Consider the following 26,087-nt stretch of genomic DNA (forward strand, 5'->3'; position numbering starts at 1 on the left):
GAAGTCAGAGCCCCAGCGCCGCGGCCGCCGCCCGCGCGAGGGTTTCGTCGACGGCATCGTAGCCGCCGGAGCCACCGCCCGGTCCGCCGTTGTCGGCGACGGTGCGGCGGGCGGAGAGGTGCACGGCGTCGACCCCGGTGCCTGCGACCGCGGCGATGTCCTCGACGCGGATTCCGCCACCTGCCATTACTTGAATTCGCCCGTGCGCGTGAGCGACCATGCCGGACAGAGCTTCGAGACCGTCGATGCACCGCGGTGCTCCGCCCGAGGTGAGGACCCGGATGATGCCCGACCGCGCGAGCGTGTCGACGGCGGTCGCCCTCTCGGCGACGACGTCCATCGCACGATGGAACGTCACCTCGACCGTGTACGGGTCGATGCCGTCGAGCAGTCGGCGCAGAGCGTCGCGGTCGACGGACATGTCGGGAGTGAGTGCGCCGAGCACGACCCCGGAGGCGCCGACGTTCACCGCGGCCAGGACGTCGCGAGCCATGACGGCGATCTCGTCGGCGTCGTAGACGAATCCGCCGGGCCGGCACCGGATCAGCGGGTGCACCGCGATCCCCTGGGCCGCGACGGCTTCGATCATGCCGATGCTCGGTGTCAACCCGCCGGTCGCGCCGAGTGCGGTGCACAACTCGACGCGCACCGCGCCGGCACGTCGTGCGATCCGGGCGCCCGCGACATCCTGGACCGCTAATTCGAGTACGGGTGTCATCTAGAACGACTGCCAGGAAGGCTTGTGTTCCAGCGCATACCGGTAGTAGTCGGCGAGTTGCAGCTTGCTCGCTGCGGCTTCGTCGATCACGACGGTCACGTGCCGGTGCAGCTGCATCACCGATGCCGGGCAGAACGCGGAGAGCGGACCTTCCGCGGCTGCGGCGATCGCCTCGGCCTTGCCCTTGCCGAACGCGATCATCACCAGGTGCCGGGCCTCGCTGATGGTGCCCAGACCCTGAGTGAGGACGTGGTGCGGGACGTCGTCGACGCTGTCGAAGAACCGCGCGTTGTCGAGGCGGGTCTGCTCGGTGAGTGTCTTGACGCGGGTGCGTGACGTCAGCGCGGAGCCCGGCTCGTTGAAGCCGATGTGGCCGTCGGTCCCGATGCCGAGAAGCTGCACGTCGACGCCGCCTGCCTCGGCGATGGATGCGTCGTACCGCGCACCTTCCTCGGCGATGTCGGGCGATTCGCCGTTCGGGCTGAGCACACGATCGGTGTCGAGGTTGACGTGGTCGACGAACTCCGAGCGGATCACCGAGAAGTACGACTGGTCATGGCTTTTCGGAAGTCCGACGTACTCGTCCAGCAGGAAGGCTCGTGCTCGCGAGAAGTCCAGTCCGGACTCACGGTGCCTGCGTGCGAGTTCCCGGTAGCTCCCGAGGGGGGACGAGCCGGTCGCGAGGCCCAGCGTCGCCGGACCGCGTCGCACGTACCCCTCGACGATGTCGGCGACGGTCGAGCTGATCTCCGACGGCGTCTGCCGAATTACGATTTCCATGCGAGTCCTTCCGTTTCGGCGGGCATTCCGCCGACGAACACGCCGCGGGGGCGCAGTTGGTGATCGGTCACGACGATATCGGCGCGGCGGCCCGGGGCCAGCGTGCCGCGGTCGGACTCCAGGCCGAGCAGCCGGGCCGGAGTCCTGGTGGCGGAAGCGACGGCGTCGACGAGTCCGATGCCGCTGTCGACGACGGCGGTGCGCACCACGTCCAGCAGCCGTGCGGTGCCGCCCGCGATGGCCCCCTCGGACCCGTCGGTGGTCGCGAGCCGGGCCACACCGTGCGCGACGCGCACGTCCAGCGGCCCGAGCTGGTAGTCGCCGTCCGAGACGCCGGCGGCGGCCATGGCGTCACTGACGAGGACGATCTGGTCGGGCCCGACGGTATCGAACACCATCGACACGGTCTCGGGCGCGAGATGCACTCCGTCCGCAATCAATTCGACGACGATGTCGCCGCGACCGGCCGCGGCCAGGAACGCGGCCACCGGTCCCGGCGCGCGGTGGTGCAGCGGCGGCATCGCGTTGAACAGGTGGGTGGCGGTCAGTGGGCCGCCGGCGGCGGCGGCGATCCTCGCGGACGTGGTCGCCGCGTCGGTGTCGGTGTGGCCGAGGCTGGGTAGCACGTCACGCCGTCGCATCGCGGCGAGAAGTTCGCCGAAGTGCGCGGTCTCCGGCGCGAGCGTCATCGACCGGACGGTGCCACGCGCGGCGTCGCAGATCCTTTCGAACAAATCGGGATCGCCGGGGATCACGGACGCGGGATCCTGCGCGCCGCACTGGGCACCGGAGATGAACGGGCCCTCCAGGTGGATCCCGAGGAGCTCACCGCGTTCCACCAGATCGGCGAGAATCCTGGCCTGCCGGAGCAGGTCCTGCTCCCCTGCCGAGACGAGGCTGCCGAGCAGTCCGGTGGTGCCGTGCTCGCGGTGATGGTCCGCGGCCTGCCTTGCCCCGTCGGCGTCGGTGTTAGGAAATCCCGCGCCGGCGCCGCCGTGGCAATGCAGGTCGATCAGACCCGGCAGCAGTATCGACGAACTCGGTTCCGGCAGCGGCACCTGTCCGTGGTACTGCGCCGCGGACCCGACCCAGGAGATTCGGTCGCCGTCGGTTGTCACCACGCCGTCGTCGATGACGCCGTCCTCCACGACGACCTCGCCCCGCAGGATCATCGAGACGCTCCGGACGCGAGCGCGGCGACCGCCGATCGTGCGGCCTGCGAGGACCGTGCGCCGCGTGCGGCGGCGGCCATGTCCCGGCACAGGCCGAGGTCGGTGGCGGCCAGACTGGCACGCACGGCACCCAGCGACGGGGCCACCATCGACAGGCTGGTGACGCCCAACCCGACCAGCACCGGCGCCAGCGCGGGATCGGACGCGGCCTCCCCGCAGACGCCGACGGGTGCGCCTGCCTCCGCTCCTGCCGCGCCGACCAGGCCGATCAGGTCCAGGACGGCGGGCTGCCACGGGTCGAGCAGTGGCGCGAGACTGCCCGCCATCCGGTCCGCGGCACACGTGTACTGGCTCAGGTCGTTGGTCCCGATACTGACGAAATCGAGGTGCTCGAGCAGGTCGCGTGCACGCAGCGCTGCCGAGGGGATTTCGATCATCGCCCCGACCGTGGCGATACCGGCTGAGCGGGCGAGCGCGGCGAAGCCCTCCGCTTCCTCCGCCGTCGCCACCATCGGCGCCATCACCCACAGGTCCGCGCCGGTGGTGGCCGCCGCGGCGCCGAGAGCCTCCAACTGGGTGGCCAGGACTTCCGGGTAGACGGTGCCGACCCGCAGCCCCCGCACGCCGAGTGCCGGGTTCTCCTCCGCGCCGAGGTCGAGGAACGGCAGTGGTTTGTCGGAGCCGCTGTCGAGGGTCCGGACCACCACCTTGCGTCCCGCGAACTGCTCCAGCACCGACGTGTAGGTGGCGAACTGTTCGTCGAGGGTGGGCGCGATCTGCCTGCCGAGGTACAGGAATTCGGTGCGGAACAGCCCGACGCCCTCGGAATCCGCGGTGGCGGCGCGGGTGGCGTCGTCGACGGTGCCGATGTTGACGAGCAGTCCGACGGGTGCCCCGTCCCGGGTGCGGCCGGGTCCACTCGTGGCCGCAACCCGCGCTCGCGCCTCCGCGACCTGCTCGGCCACCTCTGCCTGCCGAAGGTCGCCGGGGTCGACGACGATCTCGCCAGTCGTCCCGTCGAGCACCACCGGTCTTCCCTCGACCAACCGGTCGAGGTCGGCGCAGTTCACGATCGCCGGCAGACCGAGGGATTTCGCCAGGATCGCAGTGTGGCTCGTCGGCCCGCCCTCGGCGGTGAGCAGACCGACCACGTCGCTGCCGCCGAGCATCGCGGTGTCCGCGGGCGACAGGTCCCTGGCGACGAGAACGAACGGATACCCGGGATCGGGGATGCCGGGCATCGGCACTCCCAGCAGCACCGCGACCGCGCGATGCCCGAGGTCACGCAGGTCCGCAACGCGTTCGGCCAGGTACCCACCGAGGGCCTCGAGTTTGGCGCAGTAACCGTCGAACGCGACGCTCACGGCGTGTGCCGTCGGCATGCCGGCGCGAAGGTTCTCCTCGGCGGCGGACACGATTCCCGGGTCGCGGGCCATGGCCGCCGACACGAGCAGGATCTCGGACGCGACGCCGTCCACCTGGGCGGCGCGGGCTTCGAGGTCGCCGGACACGGTCGCGAGGGCGTCCCGCGCACGGGCGGACTCGGCCGTGATCGATTCGCCGACAGGGTCTTCGGCCGACGTCGCGACCGGTGTCCCCAACGCGAGCCAGGGTGCGCAGACCAGCCCCGGACTCACCCCGAGGCCGTGTACGAGAACTTCCGTAGCCGTCGACATCAGGCGGCGTCGAGGTCGGAGGCGAGCAGGTCTGCGAGGCGGTCGAGGGCCTCCTCGCTGCCCTCCCCTTCCGCGGTGATCGTCACCTCGGTACCGAATTCGGCGCCGAGGGTCATCACCGCGAGCATGCTGCCTGCGTCCACCGGCGCGGACTCGCCGACCGCGATCTGCACTGCGACCGGTATCGCCGCGGCGGCCTGAGTGAACTTCGCAGCGGGGCGGGCGTGCAGTCCGACCTTGGAACCGATGAGGACCGTTCGTGTAGCCATGCTCACTGACCTGCCTTTTCCGTGTCGGCGTTGGTGTCGGCGTTCGTTTCCGCGTCGTCCTCCCGGCCGGGAGTGCGCAGGTTCCACTTCTTGATGACGAAGCTGAACAGGACGTAATAGATGACCGCGTACCCGAGCCCGATGGGGATCAGCATCCACGCGTTGGTGGCCTTGCCGAAGTTGAGCACGTAGTCGAAGAAGCCTGCGGAGAACGTGAATCCGTCGTGGATGCCGAGCGCGTTGACGAGCGCCATCGACGTGCCGGTGAGGAACGCGTGGATCAGGTACAGCGGCCAGGCCACGAACATGAACGCGAATTCGAGGGGCTCGGTGATGCCGGTGAGGAACGCCGTCAGTGCGGTGGAAAGCATGATCCCACCCACGACCTTCTTCTGCGACGGCCGGGCGTTGCGCCAGATTGCCAGTGCGGCAGCGGGAAGGGCGAACATCATGATCGGGAAGAAGCCGGTCATGAAGATGCCTGCCCTCGGGTCGCCGGCGAAGAACCGGTTGAGGTCGCCGCGGACCAGCTCGCCGCTCGCGTCCTGGTAGTCGCCGACGAGGAACCACACGGTGGAGTTCAGGATGTGGTGCAGTCCGGTCGGGATGAGCAGGCGGTTCGCCATGCCGTAGACGCCGCCACCGACGACGGAGTTCTCGGCGACGGTCTCGCCCACCCACGTCAGTGCGGAGTTGAAGGCCGGGTACAGAAACGCCATCAGGACGCCGACGACGAGACCGGTGACGGCGGTGAGGATGGGAACGAGCCTGCGCCCGTTGAAGAATCCGAGGTAGTCGGGCAGTTTGGTGCGGTAGAACCGCTGCCACAGAATCGCGGACAGCAGACCCATCACGATGCCGGCGAGCACACCGTAGTTGATCAGCGCCTGGTCGCCGTTCGGATCGGTCTTGCCTTCGAGGACGACCGGCGACATGGCCTCGAACACGCCGTTGATGACCATGTATCCGACCACGGCGGCCAGGGCGGTGGAACCGTCGGCCTTCTTGGCCCATCCGATGGCGATGCCCACCGCGAAGATGAGGGGCAGCCAGGTGAACACGGCCTGGCCGGCTGCGGAGATGACGGACGCGGCGGTGTGCATCGAGTCGAATCGGCCGAGGAGGTCGTCCTGGCCGAGCCGCAGCAAGATGCCGGCCGCGGGAAGTACCGCGATCGGCAGCATCAGGCTGCGCCCGAGGCGCTGCAACCCGGCAAACACCGCTGATTCCTTTTTCGGGCTGTCTACGACAGTCATATCGGCCTTCTCTGTGTGCGCTTCGGTCGCCGAATCGGCGTCTGGTGAGTCCCGAAACCGGTGGCGGCGAGCGCGTCGTACGGCTTCGGGAAAACTATTGTGGACCAGCACCCCCAACGGGTACTGTCCGGTCATAACCAGTTGCTAGTTTGACCAGGTGAGCACAGGATGTCAACAGGCAAATGTGATCCAGCTAACCCATCCGACACCATCACCTGCGGCTCGAACACGAACTACGAGGGAGAACCGATGTCCAAAGCGGACGCAATCATCAGCGGCCTCGGCGGTGCCGACAACATCGTCGAGATCGAGGCCTGCATCACCCGGCTGCGCACCGAGGTCAAGGACGGCGCCAAGGTCGACGAGGCCGCGCTCAAGGCCGCAGGCGCCCACGGCGTGTTGAAGGCGGGCAGCGTCGTCCAGGTCATCGTCGGCCCCGAGGCGGACACCCTGGCCGAGGACATCGAGGACATCCTGTGAGCCAGTCCGTGCAGGCTCCACTGCCCGGCCGCGTGCTCGCCCTGGCCGACGTGCCCGACCCCGTGTTCGCCGGACAGATGGTGGGTTCCGGAGTCGCGATCGAGCCGGCGCGTGACCGCGGCGCCCTCGACGTGCTCGCGCCGATCTCGGGCAAGATCCTCAAATTGCACCCGCACGCGTTCGTCATCCTCGGCTCGGCGGGCGGCGGTGTGCTGGTGCACCTGGGAATCGACACCGTGAAGCTGAAGGGCGAAGGGTTCACCCTGCTGGCAGCGGAAGGCGACGACGTCGACGCGGGCGACCCCGTGGTGCGGTTCGATCCGACCGAGATCGACGGCACCGGATACTCCGCCATCTGCCCGGTCGTCGTCATGGATTCCAAGCCGGATTCGGTGTCCACCGACACCATCGGGTCCGACGTGGCCACCGGCGACGCCCTGTTCGACTGGACGGCGCCGTAGAAACATCGACGTGGTGCGGGTCGGCAAGGAAGCGCCGGCCCGCACCCTTTTGTCCAGTGCCGGCTTGTCCAGTGCCGGCGACCTGCTCGACTCTGTAACAGACCGGTCGGTCCGAACGATCAAGGTGCCGAGACGATATGCCGACAACAAGGAGCGAGAACTATGGGTTCGTCTGAGATTTTCACCGATCTGGTCGCCTGGGGTGCCGAGGGTTTTCTGAACGGAAACCCGGTGCAGTCGGCAGTGGGTGCTGTGCTGTTCCTGGGGCTGGGACTCTGGGACCTCGTCACGGGTGCACCCATCGTCATCTGACCGGCCAGACGCTCGACAACGGAGGTACACGATGACATCGCCCATGGAGTCCGTCCCCCAGCTGTCCACGCTCGTGGGGGCCTGGACATTGGACCCCGCTCGCACCTCGATCACTTTCCACACCAAGGCGTTATGGCTACTCCCGGTCACCGGGACCTTCCACGCCGTCGAGGGCGCCGGAACTGTCGGCGACGACGGACGTATCACCGGAACTCTGGTCGTCGACGCCACCTCCGTGAACACCGAGAACGCCACACGCGACAAGCATCTGCACTCCGCCGACTTTTTCGACGTCCAGAAGTACCCCACCATCATCTTCACCGTGACAGACGCACGCCCCGCCGAACCGGGACACCTCCATCTCGACGGCGATCTGACCGTTCACGGCCAGACTCGACCACTCACCGTCCCAGCCAATGTCGTCGCCACGGAGGACACCGCGACGATCACCACCGAAGTGCACCTCGACCGCAGCAGCTGGGGCCTGACCTACACGAAAAAGGGCTCCCTGCTCGCCACCCGCGTCGTGATCAAGGCGCACTTCAGCAAATCCTGACGACGCGGACGGAACGACCCCGGCCGTATTCGGTGGCTCAGACGCTGCGCTGAGCCCGCTCCCCCTGGACTTCCATCTGGAGTTGATAGCGATCGGACCGGTACCAGCTGCGGGTGTGCTCGACCGGTGTGGGACCGCTGAAGGACACCCGGTCGAAGTACATCACCGGGGCGCCCTTCTTGATGCCGAGCAACGTCGCGATCTCCTGGCTCGCCCCGTCGGCGCTCACGGTCTGCTCCGCCCGGTCGATCGGCATGCCGTACTTGTCGGCGGTCGCCCGGTAGATCGAGCCGGTGAGGTCGAGGTCCAGCAGGCCCGGAAGCAGTGCGGCGTTGAACCAGCCGTCGTCGACGCTGACCGGTTCGCCGTCCGCCAGCCGCAACCGTTTGACGTGATAGGCGCTGGTGTCCGGGGCGATGCGCAGCGCCTTCGCGGTGGCCTCCGGCGCCGCCTCCTCCTCGCTCTGGAGCACCACTGTCGTCGGCTTGTGCCCCTGCGCCCGCATCTCCTCCGTGAACGAGGCCAGGTGGAGTTTCGACTGCACCGGACGATGCGCCACGAACGTGCCCTTGCCACGCACCCGCACCAGGTGACCCTCGTTGACGAGCTGCCCGATCGCCTCACGAACCGTGATCCGACTGACGCCGTAGTCCTGCATCAGTTTTCGTTCACTCGTCATCAGGTCGCCGGGCTGAAGTTCCTTGGTGCACTTGTGCAGCAGGATGGCACGGAGTTGCTCGTGCTTCGGAATCACGCTGTCGCGTAGATGTACGGGCATCATTCCGGCGGCTCCAGCTCTGTCAGTGGTGGGACACATCGGATCAGGCAGTCGGACTGCAAAGGTCCCGTCCGGTCCGGTCCAACCACGAGAATACGTGATCCGGGCGCTCCGGCCTACCGTGCGGCCTCGGCCAACGCCTCCAGATACTTGCGCGTCATCACCCGCTGCACGACCCGGCCGGCGGGTCCACCGAGCCGGGTGAACCACCGATCCGGTGTGGAGAATGCCGAGATGGTGGCGAGCACGGTGCCGTCCGGCCGCTGTTCGACGACGAAGCTCTCCTCGCCGCGCTCGGGGTGGCCCGGCAGCGTCCCGTAGGCGAATCCCTTCCGGTTCGGTTCGTCGAGCACGTAGACGACGCGGCAGGAGAACGTCAGCCGGAACGGACCGATGCCCCATCGCAGTTCGACCGACGTGCCGGGCGCGGCCGTCGGAGCGTCGGCCCGTACGTCGAGCCCGGCGCCGCGGTGCATCCCCCAGGTACACAGGTGGGTGGCGGCTGCGTCGAATGCGTCTGCCCCGTAACCGATCACCTTCTGCTCCGTCAGGTGGTGATATCCCGCCGGGAAGGGAACATCGCGGCTCGCACCCACCTCGGGGTACGTGAACGCGGGCAGGTCGTCTCGGGAGGTACTGATGGCGGGATCCTCTCGGTCCGGACGTCACGAGCAGGTGGGAAGGCACGTTACCCGGCGCACGGTCTCGAGCCCGTCAGGGGTCCCCGGCCAGTGCCGCGCCACGACTTGCGGACCTGCGCGGCGAACCACCGAACGGAGCGTGAGGCCGATGATGATTACGTCGTCGGCGTATCCGATGACGGGGACGAAATCGGGTATCAGGTCGATCGGAACCGCGAGATAGGCAAGCAGCAGGACGAGCCGGACGCGCACACCCCGGGGCAGGTCCGGATCGGCGGCGAGCCGGCGCAGGAGACGGAGCAGGTCCGGCAGCACCCGGATCGCCTCCCCGATCCCGGTGCCGTCGGGTCTCGATCGCCACAGCACGAGCGCCAGTACCACCCAGACGGCCAGCAGGCCCGCTGCCGCGCCGATCAGGACGGGCCATGCCGCCGCCCACACCTGCCCCGCATCCATACGGCCGCGCCTATTGCTCCGACCGGACCGCGGGACGGATGTTCTGGTCCGCGAGCGCACCGTCCGATCCCAGGAGGCCACGGAGGTTGTGTAGTTCCCGCCGGAGGTTGGTGCGGGCCTGCTGCTCGCTCGATTCGGGCCAGAACAGCCCCGCGAGACGGGTCCTGGACTGAGCGAGACCGGCATGCAGCACGAGGTAGGCCAGCAACGCGATCGCCCGTGACGAGATGGGGCCGACCCTGACATCTTCCGGGTTCGATACGCGCTGTTCGCCGAGCAGGTAGACCGTCAACATGACTGACCAGCTCCCGGTCGCGGAACGAGGCGAGCTTCCGCGTCCTCATCATCGCATGGTCAGCGGAAGTGCTGGTACAGCGCTTTCAGCTCCCGGATCGCGGCGTCCACCGCACGCTCGTCCTCGCTGACCGATCGGATCGCCTTCCGCAACAGCAGCGGGTCGAGGTCGTCGATCGCCGCCCGGAAGTCGGCGTCGGGCAGGGCGGGCAGCGGGGACTCGTCACCGAACCAGTCGTCGACGTCCGCGTCGGAGGAGTCGCCGCCGACGCCGTCGATCAGCATGTCCAGGTCGACGCCCCGCAACGTCAGGATTTCGAGCGGGTTCTCGTCGATGCGTTCGGTGGTGAGGTACGCGACCGCCGCCGCATGCTTGCAGGGCCAGCCGTCGTCCGGGCAGGTGCAGTCGTAATTCAGCGCGGACGCCCCGGCGGGCAGCAGCAGGGGTCCGAGAACCTCCGGAACTCCGCCGCCCGCCAGCATCGCGAGACTGCCGGGTTGCCGACGCACCAGCGCGACGAGTTCCGCGACCTCCGCGTCGTCGAGGCGATCGATCGAGACGGTCGCGACGAACGGCTGGAGCTGACTGCCCTGGACCTCCCCCGTCACCATCCCAGCGGCGATCTCGAGCGAGATCACCTGACCGCTGCGCGCGTAGCTCCGCCCACGGCTCATCCGGCCCTTGTCGGCGACGAACTCGATGATGTCCACGAACTCGCGGCCCCACCAGGTGCGCCCGAACGATCCGCGCTGGGACCGTGCCTCCAGCCCGCCCGTCACCGGTCGACGCTTGCCGTACTGACCGAAGTGGGGCCCCGGTCGCCGATTCGTCATTCGCCCACCGCCTCGTCGCCGAGCCGGAGCAGTTCGCCGAGTTGTTCGGTGCTCATCTCCGTCACCCAGTTCTCGCCCGTCCCGACGGCGAGATCGGCCAGCTCCTGTTTGGTGGCGATCATCGCGTCGATCCGCTCCTCCAGGGTGCCGACGCACACGAGCTTGCGCACCTGCACGTCCCGCCGCTGACCGATCCGGAACGCCCGGTCCGTGGCCTGGTTCTCGACCGCCGGATTCCACCACCGGTCGAGGTGGACGACGTGATTGGCCGCGGTGAGGTTCAAACCCGTCCCGCCCGCCTTCAGCGAGAGCAACATGATCGGCGGCCCGTCGTCGCCCTGGAACGAGGCCACCATGTCGTCGCGTTTCTGCTTGGAGACGCCCCCGTGCAGAAACGGCACGGGAGTACCGAACCGCTCCGCGAGGTACGGGGTCACGAGGTCGCCGAATTCCCGGAACTGGGTGAACAGCAACGCCTTCTCGCCGTCCGCGACCACGGAATCCAGGATGTCCTCGACGAGCCCCAGCTTGCCGGAGCGGTGCTGTCCGCGCCGCATCACCGCCGACCCGTCGCGCAGGAAGTGCGCCGGGTGGTTGCACACCTGCTTCAGTTTCGTCAGGGCGGCGAGGACGGCGCCCTTGCGCTTCATCCCCTTCTTGTCCTTGATCTGCGCCATCATGTCGTCGACCACCGCCCGGTACAGCGCGGCCTGCTCCGCGGTGAGGTTGGCGCGGACCGTCATCTCGAACTTGTCCGGGAGGTCGGCGATGACCGCGGGATCGGTCTTGACCCGGCGCAGCACGAACGGCGACGTGACGGCGCGGAGCCGGGCGACGGCCGTCTGGTCCTGCTCCCGCTCGATCGGCACCACGAAACGCTTGCGGAACATCGCCTCCGAGCCCAGGATGCCCGAGTTCGCGAAGTCGAGGATCGAGCGCAGTTCGTCGAGGCGGTTCTCGACCGGAGTGCCCGTCAAAGCGACGCGGTGCGCCGCCGGAATGCTCCGCGCCGCCCGCGCCTGCGACGTCTTCGCGTTCTTGATGTGCTGCGCCTCGTCCAGAACGACACGCCGCCAGTCCTGCTCCTTCAGGTGCGCGACGTCGCGGGCCAGCAGCGCATACGTGGTGATCACCAGATCGCTCTGCGCAACGGCGGTGGTGAACTCCGCACCGCTCAGCCGCTGCGGACCGTGGTGGACGAGCACCCGCAGCGAGGGAACGAAGCGCGCCGCCTCGCGCTGCCAGTTCCCGACCACCGACATCGGGCACACCAGCAAGGTGGGCGTGGGCGCCTTCTCGTGTGCCAGCAGTGCCAGCAACTGCAGTGTCTTGCCGAGACCCATGTCGTCGGCGAGAACGGCCCCGAGGCCGAGGCGGCTCATGAACACCAGCCAGTCGAGCCCCCGCTTCTGGTACGGGCGCAGCGTCGCGTCCAAGCCGTCCGGGGTCGGCACGTCCTGCGGCTTCGTGTCGCCGTCCAGCAACGCGGCCGCCCAGCCGGTGGCCGTGACCTCCTCCACGGGGAGATCGGACAGATCGTCCGCGATCAGGTCCTTCAGCAGGTCCACGATGGCCCGGTCGCCGCTGGCGTGCCGCTCCGCCACGTAGCGCGCGGCGCGGGAGAGCACCTCCTGATCCGCCCGGACCCACTCACCGCGCAGCCGCACGAGATCGCTCTTGGAGTTGACCAGCCGATTCATCTCCGCGGCGGTGAGCACCGTGTCGCCGAGTGCCAGCTCCCAGTTGTACTGCACCAGCTGGTCTTTGCCGACGGCCCGGTTCTCCGCGCTCGCCGGAGTGCTCGGCGAGCTCACCCGCAGACGCATCGACGGCGACGCCACACTCCACGCCCGCGGCAGCAGCAGGCTGATGCCCTTCTCCTTCAACGCCACCGCACCGTGCCCCACGAGGTCGATGACCACGGCGGTGGGCAACATCAGGTCCAGGCTGTCGGGGTCACTGGGAACATCCTGCAGTCGCGGGTAGGCGGCCACGGCCTCCGTCAGCTTGCGCACCCCGATCTGCAGGCGACTCGCCTCCGTGCGGTGCAGCGGAATCGGCACCGGCGCTTCGCCTTCCGGACGAAGACAGACCTCCAGTCGCCACAGCACCGTGTCCGGGTCCCAATCCCCCTCCACGTCCACGTCTTCCGGCTCGAGGAGCCGCAGCACCAGTTCGGGCTCGTCCACCTTGAGGCTGTCGCGCCACCCGTCCAGCGAGCCCGACAGCTGGGCGGTGCCCTCGGCGAACTGGTCACCCCGCACGAGCGCGTCGATCAGCGGATGATCCACGTCGCTGCCGGAATCGTCCGGGTGCCTGCGTTCGAGGACACGGCGGGCGACGGGGTCGGTCAGCTCGGTGACCATGTCGTCGAGCACGGCCCGGGGGGTCGTGCCGTGACGCTGGACCGGCGGCATCGCGACGGCCAGCTCCGTGAGCCACGCACGCTGCCGTTCACCGCCGAGCAGCCGCCAGCGCGGCCACCAGCCGCCCTCCGCGCGGTGCACCTCGGGCACCACCCGCCCGGCGCGTGCCCACCGCTCGACACCGCGGGCGACGTGGGCGAGGTAGCGCAGATCCCCGGCGACCCGGGGGTCGCGGGCCGACACCGACAGCAGGAACTCCGTCGCGTCCGGCGGTGCGAGCGCCACCGCGGCCCACTCGAGCATCTCCAGCCCCGACGGCGTCGGCATCGGCACCTTCACGTGATGCCGGAACTTCCGTGCCAGCACCCGACCGACCGCATCCGTCGGCTCCTCGGTGGCCGGATTCCGGTCCTCCACCCACAGCATGAGACCCGAACCCGGTGTCCAGAGGCCGTGCAGCATGCACCCATCCAAGCAGGTGCGACCGACAGCGCGTGAAATCCCTGCTCGTGACGTGTAACCCTCGACCATATTCCACCGATGAACGAGTTGGCGGCTGTCCACGCCGGTAACTCACCGGGATCGCTGCCGTACGTGATCGCAGTGATCGGAGGAAGTCGAAATGGACATGGAACAGATCTTGGAAGTTCTCGTTCAACTCATCCAGGTTCTCGGACCGTTGATGGGTGGCGGCGGAGGCACAGGCTCCCTGGGTTCCCTGGGCGGCTGAGTTCTCACGAGAAAGGCCCGTCGACTCCACCTCGGCGGGCCTTCGTCGTGCCCGAATCCCGGCCCCGGTTCGTGATAGGACTGTGGGCGTGAGCATGGCATACGGCTTCAGCGAGTACGGCGGCCCCGAGACGCAGCAGTTCTTCGACGTCCCCGTTCCCTCCCCCGGCCCCGGACAGTTGCTGGTCGCCGTCCACGCGGCCGGCGTGAATCCCGCCGATTGGAAGGTGCGGGCGGGCACGCGCAAGGACACCGTCCCCGTCACCCTTCCCGCCGTTCTGGGCCGGGAGGTCGCCGGTGTGGTCGCGGATGTCGGCCCCCGGGTGACCGGCTTCGCGGTCGGCGACGCCGTGTTCGGCGCGACCTCCACCGGATTCGGCGGATACACCGAGTACACCCTGCTCAACACGGCCTCGGCGGCGCACAAGCCCGACCCGGTCTCGTTCGCGGACGCGGCCACGCTCCCCGTCGCGGCGGGAACCGCGTACGACGCGCTGACCACCCTGGACCTGGCGCCCGGCAGTCGGTTGCTCGTCGTCGGTGCGGGCGGCGGCGTGGGGGTGGCGGCGCTGCAGTTGGCCGCGGCGCGGGACGTCACGGTGATCGGCGTCGCGAGCGAGAGCAAGCGGGAGGTCGTCGAATCGCTCGGTGCCACCTGGGTGGCGTCCGGAGACGGACTGGCCGCACGCATACCCGGCCCGGTCGACGCCGTCTTCGACCTCGTCGGCGGTGACGCGCTCGCCGAGGCCGCGCGGGTGGTCGCGGATCCGGCGGCGATCATCAGCGTCGGCGACTCGCTCGCCGCGCGCGATCTCGGCGGCTCGGGAGTGGAACGGCGTCGAACGTCCGCGGTGTTCGCGGAGGTGGCCGCACTGGTGGCGGACGGGACCCTGGACCCGCGGGTCGCCCACCGATTCCCGTTCGCACACGCCGGTGACGCTCTCGCCATGGTCGAGTCCGGTCACACGAGCGGCAAGGTCGTGATCGAGTTCGGTTAGCAGGTCTGGCTTTCACCCGTTCCGAGGTAGATGCTGGAGAGACGTAACTGCCGGACACTCGGGAGTCGGTCATGAGCATCCTGATCCAGGTTCTCGAACAGGGGTACGCGCTCACCACTCCGTGGGAGCAACGGAAGTACGCCTTCGTCGATGCCACGCACATCGTGACGATTCGACTGGACGGACAGTCGGGTGTGTGGCTCGACGGGATGAAACACGGTGAGGCACACAGGCTTGCGGTCACCCCCACCCCCAGCGAGGCGATCTTCTTCCTCCTCCGCACCCTCGACCTGCTCGCCGAGTGCAGGCAGAGCGGAGGTTCCTGGGTGATCGGCCACGACGGCATGCACCTGTCATCGATCGCCGCTGTGCGCCTGCCCTTCACTTGACCTGTCGGGGGCCCGGTGCATACTCCCGGTGGTAGGGGGAGATGGGTCGAGCGCCGGGGGACGCATGAGACTTCTGTACGTGGCCGTGTGGCTGGCGGCGATCCTGGCGGTCTGCGGTTGCGGGGTGTCGCTTCTCGACCTCAGCGGTCCCGGCCCTGCGCCGGGCAGTCCGCCCCGCGCACACATCGAGGAGTTGCTCGGCCGGGTCACGACGGTCGAGTCCCGCCCGCACCCCGGCGGATACCAGCGCGGCTGCTCCGGCAAGGAGTTGTGTGTGTTCGGCCCGGCCTGGACCGACGACCAGGACGCCGCGGCGGGTCACGACGGGTGCGACACCCGCAACAACGTTCTCGCGCTCGATCTCCGCTCGGTGGCGTTCCGCGACGGCACCCGCGGTTGCGTGGTGCTGAGCGGCGTCCTCGCCGATCCGTATTCCGGCGAGGTGCTTCCATTCGACCGGGCCGACGCGAAAGCCGTTCAGATCGACCACGTCGTATCCGTCACTTCGACGATATATCCCCGAATAAGCCCAGGTCATAGTGTCATCGACATGCCGATGACGCCGGAACCGGTCGTAGGTAAGCGCGGCATCGAGGCATTGCCCTGGCCGATGGGGGCCGTATGACCGCCGTGTAGTTAGAGCGGTCTGAGCTGGGCTATTTCGCGGCGGAGTGTGAGATTCTCGCCGTGGGCGGCGGCGAGGGCTTGGCGGAGCGCCAGCACTTCTGCGTGGTGGCGGCTGCGGATTTCCTTCAGCTGGGTGGCCAGTGCGCGGACTGCGGAGGATGTGGTCGGTTGCTCGTCGGGTGCTGCGTCGGGGCCCGTGCTGCGGTGACCGGTCGAGGTGCGAAGGTCTTCGATCTTTCGGCGGAGGTCGCTGTGCTTGTAGAGGAAGTCGGTCGAGAGATGCGCCCTGCGGGCGACACTCACGAAGGTGATTTGCTGGCCCGCGGCGGAGAGCTCGCGGAGTGCGTCGGTGGCGCGTGCCATGGCCTGGTCGTGTCGGAGGCGCGCAGCTCGCTGGAGGTGTTCGGACATGTCGACTCCTATCAGGCGGTCTGGTCTCGGACTCCGGCGCCGCGGATTCCGTGTTGGTCGGCGGTGTCGGTGATCGCGAGCAGGATCTGGTTGAGTGAGGTGACCTCGTCGGTGCGGCCTTGTAGCCAGACGTTGTCCTCGCTCATCTGCGTTCCGTAGCGGGCCGCAAATGTCTCCTTGCGGATCTCGATGAGCCGCTGGGTTTCCTCGAGTTGCCGGGAGAGTTCGGCGGCGTGGGTGGCATCAGTGACGAACTTCGGGCAGGTCAAGCACGCGTTTCCCTTGTCGCAGGATTGCCTCGGTGGGAGGGTGCACCAACCGTTCGGCAGAACGCGATCGGCCCGGCTGTCGAGCTTGAGGAAGTCGTAGAGATCCGAGGTGTCGATCCCCGGGGTTCGGCCGTCGCTGGTGACCTTCTTGTAGCGCAGGAATTCACGCTCCTGGGTTTCCGACAGCGTCACCGCATAATGCATGGTCATTTCCGGGCTGACGTGTCCGAAGTATCTCATCACCACGTGCAATGGAACGCCCGCGTTGAGCAGGTTGGTGGCGGCCGTGTGTCGGAAGCGGTGTGTCTTACTGATCATTACCGGGTGTCCGGCACTGTCGGTGATCGCCAAGCGATCCGCGAGTGCGGCCAGGTGCGTATGCAACGTGGGCATCGGGTAGGACGCGGTGCCGTTGCGGTTCTGAATACGTCTCAGGAAAAGGTATCTGGGGGTCTGATCTGGTCTGCCGACTCGCGCCATGTGCTCTCGGGCGACCTGTTGTTGAGCCCTGATGACGGTGACGATTTCGGCGTCGACCGGGATCGAGGCGGGGTGTGCGGATTCGATCTTCGTCTGTTGGTAGCGCAGGCGGGCCACGAAGTCTGCGCTGTCGACCGTGTCGGGAGGCGACTTCGATGTCCTCTGGAGTGGGATCAAGGGGTCAAAGTCCATCATGAGGATCTCGTTGACTCGGCGTCCGGTGCGAATGAGGAGCATCAATATGTGAAAGGCCTGAATGTCACCGAGGCCACCCTCGGTGCGTGGCTTCGCGAGCAGTTCGGCGCCGGCGGCGATTCTGGTGACCACCGCGTCTTCGAGGACCATGTCATCGTCGTGTCGCTTGTTGGTCAGGCGTGGTTTGTCTTCGGGCCGGAACAACACGCAGTGCTCGGGGCGCAGCAGCCGCCATTCGGGTTGGCCCAGCGTGTGGGACGCTTCGTCGCGATGGTCAAACATCCATTGGTAGAACTGCTCGATTGCGGTCATGATGTTTCGGCGCGGATTCTTGCCCAGGAGCTGGTTCTTGTTCTTTCCGGTGGTGACGGTGTGCGTGCGTAGCATCTCGCAGAATCCCCGCACGAACGGCCGGAAAGCGGAGGGGTCGCTGGTCAGGGTGGGGCCGGCGTCGCCGACCGTGTCGAGATGGCGTTGAAGCCATTTGAGTGCGTCGAGACGCGATTTGATCGTGCTCCAGCTGTAGCGGCCGTTCTCGAGGTTCTCCGAGAGCCATAGTTTGGCTCCCTCACGGAGCCAGTCACTGCTCAGTCGACTGAAGTTGGCGCTGTGGTGACTCATCGGTTCGTGTTCACGCTGGGGAACGCGGGGGTCGAGTTGTGGATTCCACAGGTTCAGCTGCCACCACGGGCCCTGATGGTAGGGGTAGACGAGAATGTCCTGCAGGCGACGCAAACGGTGGAGAGCCTTGCTGTCGTTGCTGGTCCCGCGCTGCAGGCCGCGCAACTGCGCCCGCTGCGCCTCTCTCAGCCACTGTTCGGGGGTGAGGTGCAGCAATGACTCCGCTGACCGGGCAGTCTTCCCGCCATAGCCAGTAGCGGCGCGCAGGATTCCTGTGGTGGCGTTGAAGTGCGTCGGGTGGATAATTCTGCCCAATTCCACCTCCCGGTGGATCAGCCAGGCCAGCTCCCAGGTCATCGGTTCCGGCAGCGAGCGAAAGTTCAGGGCTACCGACGTCCATGGTCCTCCTCCCACACTGCGCTCGGCGACCGCGGGGGCGTAGATGTCGGGCATGTTCTTCTTGTCGAAATGATCGCTGCGGCATGGCTCGGGCAGTGAATCCCACAGCTGCCGTGCCCGAAGGGGGTCGAACATCTCCGAGACAGGCAGCCGCAGGTCGCGGCCTTCGAGACGTTTAGGTTCTGGCCCGGGCTCGCGTCTTGGGCTACGGGACATCGGTTTTCGTCTCCCATCCCGATACGACGTCGCGCCAGTTCGCCAGCGCTTCCAGCTCAGCGTCCTCGGTGACGTGCCCATACCTGTTGATCGTGGTTTGCACGTCTCGGTGCCCAAGGCGCCTGCTGACCACATGCAGAGGTGTTCCCGCGAGCAGCAGTGCGGTGGCGTGGGAATGACGGAACCAATGCGGCGTCATCGCCTCCGGTAGCTGCGGCACCTTCCGCTTCATCGCCCGCAGGTGCGCATACACACTTTCGCCGCGCAGCGGTGCGTAGAGCGGTTCGCGTCGGGTGTTGCAAAAGATGTATCCACTGTCCCAGTCGTCGATTACACCGTCTGCGCCGTGCTCGCAGAGCCACCACACGAAATCGCCGTAGAGGCGGTCGAGGCGGCTGCCGACGAAGACCTTGCGGTAGCCGGATTTCGGTATCAGCCCGTGGGGGTGTGGTCGTGGCACGATGGCAACCGATGCCGTGTCTCCACGGCTGGTGTTCCAGTCTCGATGCTGAAGTGAGAGTGCTTCACCGATTCGCATGCCGGTCTCGGCCAGCAAGGTCCAGAGAAATCGGTACCGCAGATCTCCTGACCAGTCGCCGGTCGGCGCGCAAGATGCCTCGGCTGCGATCAGGGCATCGATGGAGTCCGGCTCCAGCAGTGGAGTCTGCCGGTTTCGGAGTCTCACGCGGATAGCTGTCCGTCGCTGAGCATTTCGACGAGCAATATGTTCGAGAATCGGCATATACCTAGCCGGTCGTGATCGCACGTGCTCGTAGAGGAACGATGCGGCATCGACGCCGAACGCGGCATGGTATCGGTAGAAGCTCATCACCGGTCGTATGCGGATCGCCACGGTCGCTTCTGTGACAGTCGCTTCCGGATGAAGTTGCCGGACGAACGGGTCGAACTGGCCGGTGCGCACGGCCATCAGGAAATGGCCGAAGTCGCTGAGCTGGACCGTATCCCACTGCCGATCGGACTTCTCCAGGTAGGACCACCAGAGCGCTAGACCACGCGCGTACGTTTTGATGGTGTTTGGAGAGAACTCCGATTGACGAGCGAATTCCAGATACTGCTCGATCGGTTCGACGAGTGTGTGGGAATCGGACACCACCGTCCACGTCGTCTCTCCACCGGTCATCACACGTTGAGTGGACGCCATCTGGTCTCCTTCGACGTGACCACGCTAACGCGCTCAACGCCTCGGTCTCGGGATTGCCGTCCGGTGTGTCAGCGATGTCGTCGGCATCGCATGCCAATGTCCGATACGCGTACCAGTGACGAGGATGGCCAATGAACTACACCCATGTCGATGATGTGAACGGCACAACACTCCTAGTACCGGATACCACGTCTACCCTTTGGCGGCGGCGTGGGACATGGGCGCGTCGACGTGGTCGCCCGAGCGTCGGCTGCGGTTCGCCAACGACGTCACGTTCAATCTGCTGGCCGTCAACGGTGCGGATAACCAGGACAAGGGCGACCAGACCCCGCAGGACTGGCTGCCACCGAATCCGGCGTACCACTGCTTCTACGCGGGCAAATACCTGTCGGTGGCGGTGGAGTACGGGCTTCCGGTGACGGTGGCGGACCGCGACGCGCTCGCCGAGGTGGCGGAGAAGTGTCCGTGAGCGCCTCAGAAGACGGTGCCTCAGAAGACGGTGCCTCAGGACACGGTGAAGGAACGCGTGTGCCAGCCGGTCGCGCCACCCGGAATCGGCGGCGTCCGCTCCTCCACCTGAACGTTGCCGTCCAGATCCGTGGCCCGCACCTGGAGGGTGTGCAGGCCGGACGCGGCCTGCCACTCCCAGGTCCACTGCCGCCAGGTGTCGATGGTGTACTGCGGGGCGAGGGTCGCGTTCTGCCATTCGCCATTGTCGACCCGCACCTCCACCTTCGCGATGCCGCGGTGCTGCGCCCACGCGGTTCCGGCGACGAGGACGGGTCCGGGTGCGGTGGGCGCGAACGAGGCGGGCACGTCGATCCGCGACGCGGTCTTGATCGGACCCTTCGCGGACCATCCGCGTTGGGTCCAGTAGGCCTCCGCCTCGTCGAATCGCGTGAGTTCCCAATCCACCACCCATTTGGTGGCCGACACGTAGCCGTAGAGACCGGGGACGACCTGCCGCACCGGATAGCCGTGCTCGAACGGCAACGGCTGACCGTTCATCGCCACCGCGAGAATCGCGTCGCGGCCGTCCCGCAGGGCCTCGACCGGGGTGCCCGCCGTGAAGTCGTCGCTACTCGTGGACAGCAGCATGTCGGCGCCCGGGTGCACGCCGGCCTCGTCGAGGATGTCCTTGATCGGGTAGCCGATCCACGTCGCGTTGCCGGCAAGGTTTCCGCCGACCTCGTTGGACACGCACGTCAGCGTGATCACCCGTTCGACGGGCGTCCTCGCGACCAGGTCGTCCCACGTCAGCGTGAGCTCGCGGTCGACCATGCCGTGGATGTGCAGTTGCCAGTCGTCCGTCGTCAACCGCGGGACCCGCAGGGCGGTGTCGATCCGGTAGAACTCCTCGTTCGACGTGACGAACGGGGTGGCTCCCGGCACGTCGACGTCGGTGCCGGGAGCGATCGGGGCCGCCCGGTCCGACACGTCGGGAAGGGCGAAGGCGCGGCGGTTGTCCAGAGCTCCCGCGGCCTGCTGCCCGAGGTACCGGCCGGCGGCTCCCGCGGCAGCGGCCGTCGCGGCGGCGGCCGCGGCCAACAGTAGAAAAGTCCGGCGCGGCAACCACGAATCCTCGGCATCGGAGTCCTCGGGCGCCCGCGCGGCGGTCGTCAGCACCCGCAGAACCGCGATGCCGGCGACGACTCCCACCACGGTCGGAAGCGCAAACATCCACGTGGCGCTGGGACGCTGGGTCGAGGCAAAGATTCCCACCAGCCCGAGAACCGCCAGGATCGCGCTGCCGAACGGGGCGCGGGGACGCTCGACGATGCCCGCTGTCGCGGCGAGGAGCACGATGAGGATCGTCATCCCGACGAACAGTGCGGGTTTGTCGTTGGTGCCGAACGTGTCGATCGCGAACTCGCGAGCCCAGGCAGGACTGCGGTCCACCGTCGTCGATCCGACCGCGTAGAACGGCGACGAGTTCGGGTCGATCAGCACCGACAGCAGTTCGCCCACCCCGAGCACGACTCCGGCGGCGATCACTCCGGCGAGCGCGCGGGAGAACAGGTGCCGCGGTCTCCGGGGCGTCCGCGCCGCCTCGTGCCGGTCACCGATCGTCGTAGTCATCGCAGCCCTGCTCCTTTGCCGTCGTCACCGTGTATTCGGAGCTGAGAACGCGCACGGATGGGAGCCCACTACTAGTATTTACCGGATGAACCAGCTCGACAAAGACACTCTTCTCTGCATCTCGCTCTCCGGCCGACCGAGCAACATCGGCACCCGATTTCACAATTATCTGTACGGCGAGGTGGGCCTCAATTTCGTCTACAAAGCGTTCACCACCAACGACCTCCGGGCTGCGGTCGGCGGCATCCGCGCGCTGGGCATTCGCGGCGCCGGCGTCTCCATGCCGTTCAAGGAGCAGATCATCGAGTACGTCGACGTGATGCACGAATCGGCGTCGGTCATCGAGTCCGTCAACACGGTGGTCAACGAGGACGGGGTGTTGCACGCCTACAACACCGACTATCAGGCCATCGCGAACCTGTTGCGCGACAACGCGTTGCCCCACTCGCTGTCCGTCGCGGTGGCCGGGAGCGGCGGAATGGCCAAAGCGGTGGTCGCCGCCGTGCGCGACTACGGCTTCACCGACGTCACCGTGGTCGCCCGCAACGAGACGACGGGCGGCGCCGTCGCGAAGCAGTACGGATTCGACTGGCAACCCGAACTCGGCGCGGCACGGCCGGGGCTCCTGATCAATGCCACCCCCGTCGGCATGGCGGGCGGTCCCGAAGCGGACGATCTGGCGTTCGAACTCGATGCGATCGATGCGGCGGAGGCCGTGTTCGATGTGGTTGCCATGCCCGCCGCGACGCCGCTGATCCGGGCCGCGGCCGAACGCCACAAGACCGTCATCACCGGCGCCGAGGTGATTGCACTGCAAGCGGCGGAGCAGTTCGTGCTCTACACCGGTGTCCGCCCGTCCCCCGAAGAGATCCGCAGGGCCTCCGAGTACTCACGGTCGTGAGGTGAACACCGAGGAGTTCTTGCAACGGCTCACACGCAACTCGAGCGAGCTGCTGCAGGAACTCCGTGTCGCGCAGGCAGGCGTGCAGATCCTGTCCGCCTCCTCGCGGTCGCCTTCACCGGGACGACATCCTGCGCAAGGCCGACCTGTTCGCGCCGGCGGTGAGGACCTGAACCCCGCATTTCGGCGCGACCGCGCCCGCGCACTGTTGTCCTACAACAGCTTTCGCGGGTCGTGATTCCAGCACGCCGCGGACCGCACTCGCATCCGAATCTGGATTAATTCAATTTTGGGTCTTGACATGAATTGTGACCCCTGTCACGCTTCTCTATACGGAATCATTATTTCGCATTGTGGAAGAAGGGTCGCATGGATCTCGATGCAGGACTCCAACGATTCAACGAGGCTTCACACTCCGAGGCAACGGAACTGGCGCGAATCTGCCTGGATATTCCCCGGTGGGCAGACGAACTCGTGTCCGCCCGGCCGTACACCGATCGCGCCTCGCTTCTCACCGCCGCCAGGTCGGGCTCGGGACCGCTCTCCGCGGACGAGATCGAGCAAGCCCTCGCGCACCATCCCCGAATCGGTGAACCCCCGGGAGGCGACGACGCCCAGGCGCACCTGGCACGCTCGGAGCAGTCGAACGTCGATTCGTCCGATGCGGCGGCGCAGAAGCGGCTCACCGACGGCAACCGCGCCTACGAGGACAAGTTCGGCCGGGTCTTCCTCGTCCGCGCCGCCGGCCGCAGCACGTCCGACATCCTCACCGCACTCGACCGCCGGCTCCTCAACGACGAGGACAGCGAATTAGCCGTTGTCGCAGAGGAACTGCGCGACATCGCCGCACGTCGGCTCGCCGGGATGCTGGACGCATGAGCGAGATCAGCCAGGTCACCACCCACGTGCTGGATGCGGCCGAAGGCATGCCCGCGCGGGAGGTGCCGGTCACGCTGACGGTCCAGCGGCAGTCCGACTGGATCACCGTGGCCGAGGCCGTCACCGACGACGACGGACGCGTCACGACCCTGGGTCCCGCCCGACTCGAGCCGGGCACCTACCGGATCGTCTTCGACACCGGACGCTATTTCGCCGCGAAGGGACGTCCGGCGTTCTACCCCGACATCACCATCACGTTCGCGCTGACCGACAGCGAACAGCACTACCACGTACCAGTCCTTCTCAGCCCGTTCGCATACTCGACCTACCGAGGGAGCTAATCATGAGCAAGATCGTGCTCGGCCAGAACCAGTACGGCAAGGCAGAAGTCCGGTTGGTCAAGATCACCCGGGACACGAAGCGACACGAGATCGAAGACGTCACCGTGACGTCGCAACTGCGCGGCGACCTCGACGCGGTGCACACCGACGGCGACAACGCGCACGTCGTGGCCACGGACACCCAGAAGAACACGGTGTACGCGTTCGCCCGCGACGGCGTCGGCTCGATCGAGACGTTCGCCATGCGGCTCGGACAGCACTTCACGGGGGAATTCGAGTGGATCACCGGCGGCCGGTGGGAGATCGAGCAGTACTCGTGGGCGCGGATCCCGGTCGACGGTGAGGGCCACGACCATTCCTTCGTCCGATCGAGCGACGAACGGCGAAACACCGTGGTCACCATCGACGGCGATCGGACGTGGATCGTGTCCGGTCTCAGCAACATGGTGGTGTTGAAGTCGACGGGCTCGGAGTTCCGGGGCTACCCGAAGGACAAGTACACCACGCTGCAGGAGACGTCCGACCGGATCCTCGCGACGTCGGTGAGCGCCCGATGGCGGTACCTCACCACCGACGTCGACTTCGACAAGACCTTCGAGAACGTGCGGGCAATCATGCTGGAGGCCTTCGCCACGACGCATTCGCTCGCGCTGCAGCAGTCCCTGTTCCAGATGGGTTCGGCGGTACTCGAGGCGCACCCCGAGATCGCCGAGGTGAAGTTCTCGATGCCGAACAAACACCACTTCCTCGTCGACCTGGAACCGTTCGGACTCGACAACCCCGGCGAGGTGTTCTTCGCGGCCGACCGCCCCTACGGGTTGATCGAGGCGACCGTCGAGCGCGAGGACGCTCCCGACGCCGGCCGCGCCTGGGATTCCGTTCCCGGATTCTGCTAGGAGCGCGGCGATGAAGCGGATCGGACACCGGGTTGCCGGAACTCCCGGACCCGAGGACGAGCGTTTGCCGCTCGGAAAGTCGTATGTCTACGGTTTGCAGCACATCCTGACGATGTACGGCGGCGTGATCGCGCCTCCCCTGATCGTCGGCGGCGCCGCCGGACTGACCGGCGTCGAGATCGGACTGCTCGTGTCGGCGGCTTTGTTCGTCAGCGGTGCGGCCACACTGCTGCAGACCCTCGGCGTTCCGTATTTCGGGGCAAAACTTCCCCTCGTTCAGGGCATTTCCTTTGCCTCGGTGTCCACGATGGTGGCGGTGGCCAGCGGTCCGGGCGGACTGCGCTCGGTGTTCGGAGCCATCATGGTCGCCGGTGCGATCGGGCTGTTGATCAGCCCGTTCTTCTGCAGGATCGTGCGCTACTTTCCGCCCGTCGTCACCGGATCGATCATCACGGTCATCGGCATCTCCCTCCTTCCGGTCGCGGTGCGCTGGGCGATGGGCGGCAACGCCAAGGCTCCGGACTGGGGGTCGATGTCCAATATCGGACTCGCCGGGTTCAGCCTGTTCATCGTGTTGCTGGTGAGCCGGCTGGTGCAGGGAACCCTGTCGCGGTTGTCGATCCTGATCGGCATCGTCGTGGGAACCCTGTTCGCCGCGCTGATCGGCAAGGCCGACTTCGGTGCCGTCGGAAAGGGCGCGATCTTCGAACTGCCGCAGGTGTTCTCGTTCGGCACTCCCCTGTTCCAGATCGGCGCGATCATCTCGATGACGGTGGTGATCCTCGTGATCATGACCGAGACGACGGCGGACATCCTGGCCGTCGGCGAGATCGTGGAAACGAAAGTCGACGCCCGCCGGGTGGGCGACGGTCTGCGCGCCGACATGCTCGCCACCACCGTGGCACCGGTATTCGGCACGTTCCCGGCCAGCGCGTTCGCTCAGAACGTCGGGCTGGTCGCGATCACCGGAATCAAGAGCAGATACGTTGTCGCGGCCGGAGGTTCGGTTCTGTTCGCTCTCGGACTGTTCCCCGTCCTGGGGCGACTGGTGGCGTCCGTGCCGCTGCCGGTCCTCGGCGGTGCGGGGATCGTCCTCTTCGGTTCGGTGGCCGCGAGCGGAATCCGGACCCTGTCCAAGGTGTCGTACGACGGCAACCTCAACCTGGTGATCGTCGCGGTGGCCCTCGGATTCGGGGTCATTCCGATCGCGGTGCCCGAATTCTACGCGGCCTTCCCGGAATGGGTCCACATCGTCTTCGACTCGGGAATCAGCGCGGCCAGCATCGTCGCGGTGCTGCTCAACATCCTGTTCAACGAGATCAAGGCCGGCAACCGGCCCACTCCCTCGGTGGTCTCGGCGGCGCCACCCGTCCTCGTCCACCCAGCCGAGGACTCGGAGCACCCGGCAGACACGGCGCGCACCTCCGCCGTGCGGAACGAATAAGC

27 protein-coding genes and 3 pseudogenes are annotated in these 26,087 nt (G+C 67.2%); 14 read left to right on the forward strand and 16 right to left on the reverse strand.

Annotation, left to right across the window (positions count from 1 at the left end; genetic code table 11):
• Positions 1 to 4: 4 nt before the first annotated feature.
• From ACLIVD_RS26655 to ACLIVD_RS26680, 6 genes are read right to left on the reverse strand one after another with little or no spacing between them, the layout of a single operon-like run.
• Positions 5 to 718 (reverse strand): copper homeostasis protein CutC, encoded by a 714-nt coding sequence (locus tag ACLIVD_RS26655; protein WP_491930889.1) that lies wholly within the window; start codon positions 716 to 718, stop codon positions 5 to 7.
• Positions 719 to 1,498, reverse strand: a complete 780-nt coding sequence (nagB, locus tag ACLIVD_RS26660; protein WP_491930890.1) for a glucosamine-6-phosphate deaminase — start codon at positions 1,496 to 1,498, stop codon at positions 719 to 721.
• Positions 1,486 to 2,670: an N-acetylglucosamine-6-phosphate deacetylase gene (locus ACLIVD_RS26665; protein ID WP_491930891.1), complete on the reverse strand. Its 1,185-nt coding sequence runs from the start codon at positions 2,668 to 2,670 to the stop codon at positions 1,486 to 1,488. Before ACLIVD_RS26665 ends, nagB begins: the two co-directional genes overlap by 13 nt.
• Positions 2,667 to 4,346, reverse strand: coding sequence for a phosphoenolpyruvate--protein phosphotransferase (gene ptsP / locus ACLIVD_RS26670; protein WP_491930892.1), 1,680 nt, complete (start codon positions 4,344 to 4,346; stop codon positions 2,667 to 2,669). The genes ACLIVD_RS26665 and ptsP overlap by 4 nt, the downstream gene beginning before the upstream one ends.
• Entirely contained in the window at positions 4,346 to 4,621 is a 276-nt protein-coding gene (locus tag ACLIVD_RS26675) for an HPr family phosphocarrier protein (protein WP_283335868.1), read from the reverse strand. Before ACLIVD_RS26675 ends, ptsP begins: the two co-directional genes overlap by 1 nt.
• A complete protein-coding gene (locus tag ACLIVD_RS26680; RefSeq protein ID WP_491930893.1) occupies positions 4,618 to 5,871 on the reverse strand; it encodes a PTS transporter subunit EIIC in 1,254 nt (417 codons plus the stop codon). The genes ACLIVD_RS26675 and ACLIVD_RS26680 overlap by 4 nt, the downstream gene beginning before the upstream one ends.
• A gap of 249 nt (positions 5,872 to 6,120) precedes the next feature.
• Here ACLIVD_RS26680 and ACLIVD_RS26685 point away from each other — a divergent pair, with 249 nt between their 5' ends.
• From ACLIVD_RS26685 to ACLIVD_RS26700, 4 genes are all read left to right on the forward strand, one after another.
• A complete protein-coding gene (locus tag ACLIVD_RS26685; protein ID WP_005563039.1) occupies positions 6,121 to 6,351 on the forward strand; it encodes a PTS sugar transporter subunit IIB in 231 nt (76 codons plus the stop codon).
• On the forward strand, positions 6,348 to 6,812 hold the full coding sequence (locus ACLIVD_RS26690) for a PTS sugar transporter subunit IIA (protein ID WP_105422901.1): 465 nt from the start codon (positions 6,348 to 6,350) through the stop codon (positions 6,810 to 6,812). The genes ACLIVD_RS26685 and ACLIVD_RS26690 overlap by 4 nt, the downstream gene beginning before the upstream one ends.
• 162 nt (positions 6,813 to 6,974) lie before the next feature.
• Positions 6,975 to 7,124 carry a hypothetical protein gene (locus tag ACLIVD_RS26695; RefSeq protein ID WP_167344014.1) on the forward strand — a complete coding sequence of 50 codons (150 nt, stop codon included), beginning with the start codon at positions 6,975 to 6,977 and terminating at the stop codon, positions 7,122 to 7,124.
• A gap of 31 nt (positions 7,125 to 7,155) precedes the next feature.
• The gene (locus tag ACLIVD_RS26700) at positions 7,156 to 7,680 is read left to right on the forward strand and encodes a YceI family protein (protein ID WP_491930894.1); all 525 of its coding nucleotides are present in this window, start codon (positions 7,156 to 7,158) and stop codon (positions 7,678 to 7,680) included.
• A gap of 37 nt (positions 7,681 to 7,717) precedes the next feature.
• Here the strand turns inward: ACLIVD_RS26700 and ACLIVD_RS26705 are convergent, their stop codons facing one another.
• The 6 genes from ACLIVD_RS26705 to ACLIVD_RS26730 all read right to left on the reverse strand — a co-directional run bounded on the left by ACLIVD_RS26705 (position 7,718) and on the right by ACLIVD_RS26730 (position 13,511).
• Positions 7,718 to 8,461, reverse strand: coding sequence for a GntR family transcriptional regulator (locus tag ACLIVD_RS26705; RefSeq protein ID WP_491930895.1), 744 nt, complete (start codon positions 8,459 to 8,461; stop codon positions 7,718 to 7,720).
• A 113-nt stretch (positions 8,462 to 8,574) separates the two neighbouring features.
• Positions 8,575 to 9,054 carry a DUF1990 domain-containing protein gene (locus ACLIVD_RS26710; protein WP_283335864.1) on the reverse strand — a complete coding sequence of 160 codons (480 nt, stop codon included), beginning with the start codon at positions 9,052 to 9,054 and terminating at the stop codon, positions 8,575 to 8,577.
• A gap of 69 nt (positions 9,055 to 9,123) precedes the next feature.
• Complete coding sequence (locus ACLIVD_RS26715; RefSeq protein ID WP_283353537.1) at positions 9,124 to 9,555, reverse strand: YkvA family protein; 432 nt, start codon at positions 9,553 to 9,555, stop codon at positions 9,124 to 9,126.
• A gap of 10 nt (positions 9,556 to 9,565) precedes the next feature.
• The gene (locus ACLIVD_RS26720; RefSeq protein ID WP_283335861.1) at positions 9,566 to 9,850 is read right to left on the reverse strand and encodes an AfsR/SARP family transcriptional regulator; all 285 of its coding nucleotides are present in this window, start codon (positions 9,848 to 9,850) and stop codon (positions 9,566 to 9,568) included.
• A gap of 59 nt (positions 9,851 to 9,909) precedes the next feature.
• Positions 9,910 to 10,683, reverse strand: a complete 774-nt coding sequence (locus ACLIVD_RS26725; RefSeq protein WP_105422892.1) for an SWIM zinc finger family protein — start codon at positions 10,681 to 10,683, stop codon at positions 9,910 to 9,912.
• Positions 10,680 to 13,511, reverse strand: a complete 2,832-nt coding sequence (locus ACLIVD_RS26730; RefSeq protein ID WP_491930896.1) for a DEAD/DEAH box helicase — start codon at positions 13,509 to 13,511, stop codon at positions 10,680 to 10,682. Before ACLIVD_RS26730 ends, ACLIVD_RS26725 begins: the two co-directional genes overlap by 4 nt.
• A 362-nt stretch (positions 13,512 to 13,873) precedes the next feature.
• On the opposite strand from ACLIVD_RS26730, the gene ACLIVD_RS26735 reads away from it, so the two are divergent.
• From ACLIVD_RS26735 to ACLIVD_RS26745, 3 genes and pseudogenes are all read left to right on the forward strand, one after another.
• Complete coding sequence (locus ACLIVD_RS26735) at positions 13,874 to 14,776, forward strand: NADP-dependent oxidoreductase (RefSeq protein ID WP_491932923.1); 903 nt, start codon at positions 13,874 to 13,876, stop codon at positions 14,774 to 14,776.
• A gap of 71 nt (positions 14,777 to 14,847) precedes the next feature.
• On the forward strand, positions 14,848 to 15,165 hold the full coding sequence (locus ACLIVD_RS26740; RefSeq protein ID WP_037240073.1) for a hypothetical protein: 318 nt from the start codon (positions 14,848 to 14,850) through the stop codon (positions 15,163 to 15,165).
• A gap of 64 nt (positions 15,166 to 15,229) precedes the next feature.
• Positions 15,230 to 15,658 (forward strand): annotated as a pseudogene (locus ACLIVD_RS26745) (deoxyribonuclease); the annotation flags it as partial.
• 143 nt (positions 15,659 to 15,801) lie between these two features.
• Here ACLIVD_RS26745 and ACLIVD_RS26750 read toward each other — a convergent pair.
• The 3 genes from ACLIVD_RS26750 to ACLIVD_RS26760 form a co-directional block, all read right to left on the reverse strand.
• A complete protein-coding gene (locus ACLIVD_RS26750) occupies positions 15,802 to 16,203 on the reverse strand; it encodes a DUF6262 family protein (RefSeq protein ID WP_061042815.1) in 402 nt (133 codons plus the stop codon).
• Between the two features lie 11 nt (positions 16,204 to 16,214).
• The gene (locus tag ACLIVD_RS26755) at positions 16,215 to 18,221 is read right to left on the reverse strand and encodes a tyrosine-type recombinase/integrase (protein ID WP_197487936.1); all 2,007 of its coding nucleotides are present in this window, start codon (positions 18,219 to 18,221) and stop codon (positions 16,215 to 16,217) included.
• 151 nt (positions 18,222 to 18,372) lie between these two features.
• Positions 18,373 to 19,494 carry a tyrosine-type recombinase/integrase gene (locus ACLIVD_RS26760; protein WP_491930897.1) on the reverse strand — a complete coding sequence of 374 codons (1,122 nt, stop codon included), beginning with the start codon at positions 19,492 to 19,494 and terminating at the stop codon, positions 18,373 to 18,375.
• A 238-nt stretch (positions 19,495 to 19,732) separates the two neighbouring features.
• Here ACLIVD_RS26760 and ACLIVD_RS26765 point away from each other — a divergent pair.
• Positions 19,733 to 20,014, forward strand: a pseudogene (locus ACLIVD_RS26765) (HNH endonuclease family protein); the annotation flags it as partial.
• Between the two features lie 35 nt (positions 20,015 to 20,049).
• On the opposite strand, the gene ACLIVD_RS26770 reads toward ACLIVD_RS26765, so the two are convergent.
• Positions 20,050 to 21,624, reverse strand: coding sequence for a molybdopterin-dependent oxidoreductase (locus tag ACLIVD_RS26770; protein ID WP_491930898.1), 1,575 nt, complete (start codon positions 21,622 to 21,624; stop codon positions 20,050 to 20,052).
• Between the two features lie 85 nt (positions 21,625 to 21,709).
• On the opposite strand from ACLIVD_RS26770, the gene ACLIVD_RS26775 reads away from it, so the two are divergent.
• From ACLIVD_RS26775 to ACLIVD_RS26800, 6 genes and pseudogenes are all read left to right on the forward strand, one after another.
• A complete protein-coding gene (locus ACLIVD_RS26775) occupies positions 21,710 to 22,525 on the forward strand; it encodes a shikimate 5-dehydrogenase (protein ID WP_491930899.1) in 816 nt (271 codons plus the stop codon).
• A 1-nt stretch (position 22,526) separates the two neighbouring features.
• Positions 22,527 to 22,625: pseudogene (locus ACLIVD_RS26780) on the forward strand (DUF6328 family protein); the annotation flags it as partial.
• A gap of 269 nt (positions 22,626 to 22,894) precedes the next feature.
• Positions 22,895 to 23,404, forward strand: coding sequence for a 2-oxo-4-hydroxy-4-carboxy-5-ureidoimidazoline decarboxylase (gene uraD, locus ACLIVD_RS26785; RefSeq protein WP_280783670.1), 510 nt, complete (start codon positions 22,895 to 22,897; stop codon positions 23,402 to 23,404).
• Complete coding sequence (gene uraH / locus ACLIVD_RS26790; protein WP_105422880.1) at positions 23,401 to 23,745, forward strand: hydroxyisourate hydrolase; 345 nt, start codon at positions 23,401 to 23,403, stop codon at positions 23,743 to 23,745. The genes uraD and uraH overlap by 4 nt, the downstream gene beginning before the upstream one ends.
• Before the next feature lie 2 nt (positions 23,746 to 23,747).
• The gene (gene pucL / locus ACLIVD_RS26795) at positions 23,748 to 24,641 is read left to right on the forward strand and encodes a factor-independent urate hydroxylase (protein ID WP_280783672.1); all 894 of its coding nucleotides are present in this window, start codon (positions 23,748 to 23,750) and stop codon (positions 24,639 to 24,641) included.
• A 10-nt stretch (positions 24,642 to 24,651) separates the two neighbouring features.
• Entirely contained in the window at positions 24,652 to 26,085 is a 1,434-nt protein-coding gene (locus tag ACLIVD_RS26800; protein WP_280783673.1) for a nucleobase:cation symporter-2 family protein, read from the forward strand.
• Positions 26,086 to 26,087 lie beyond the last annotated feature (2 nt).

This window comes from Rhodococcus sp. G6(2025) (assembly GCF_058628105.1).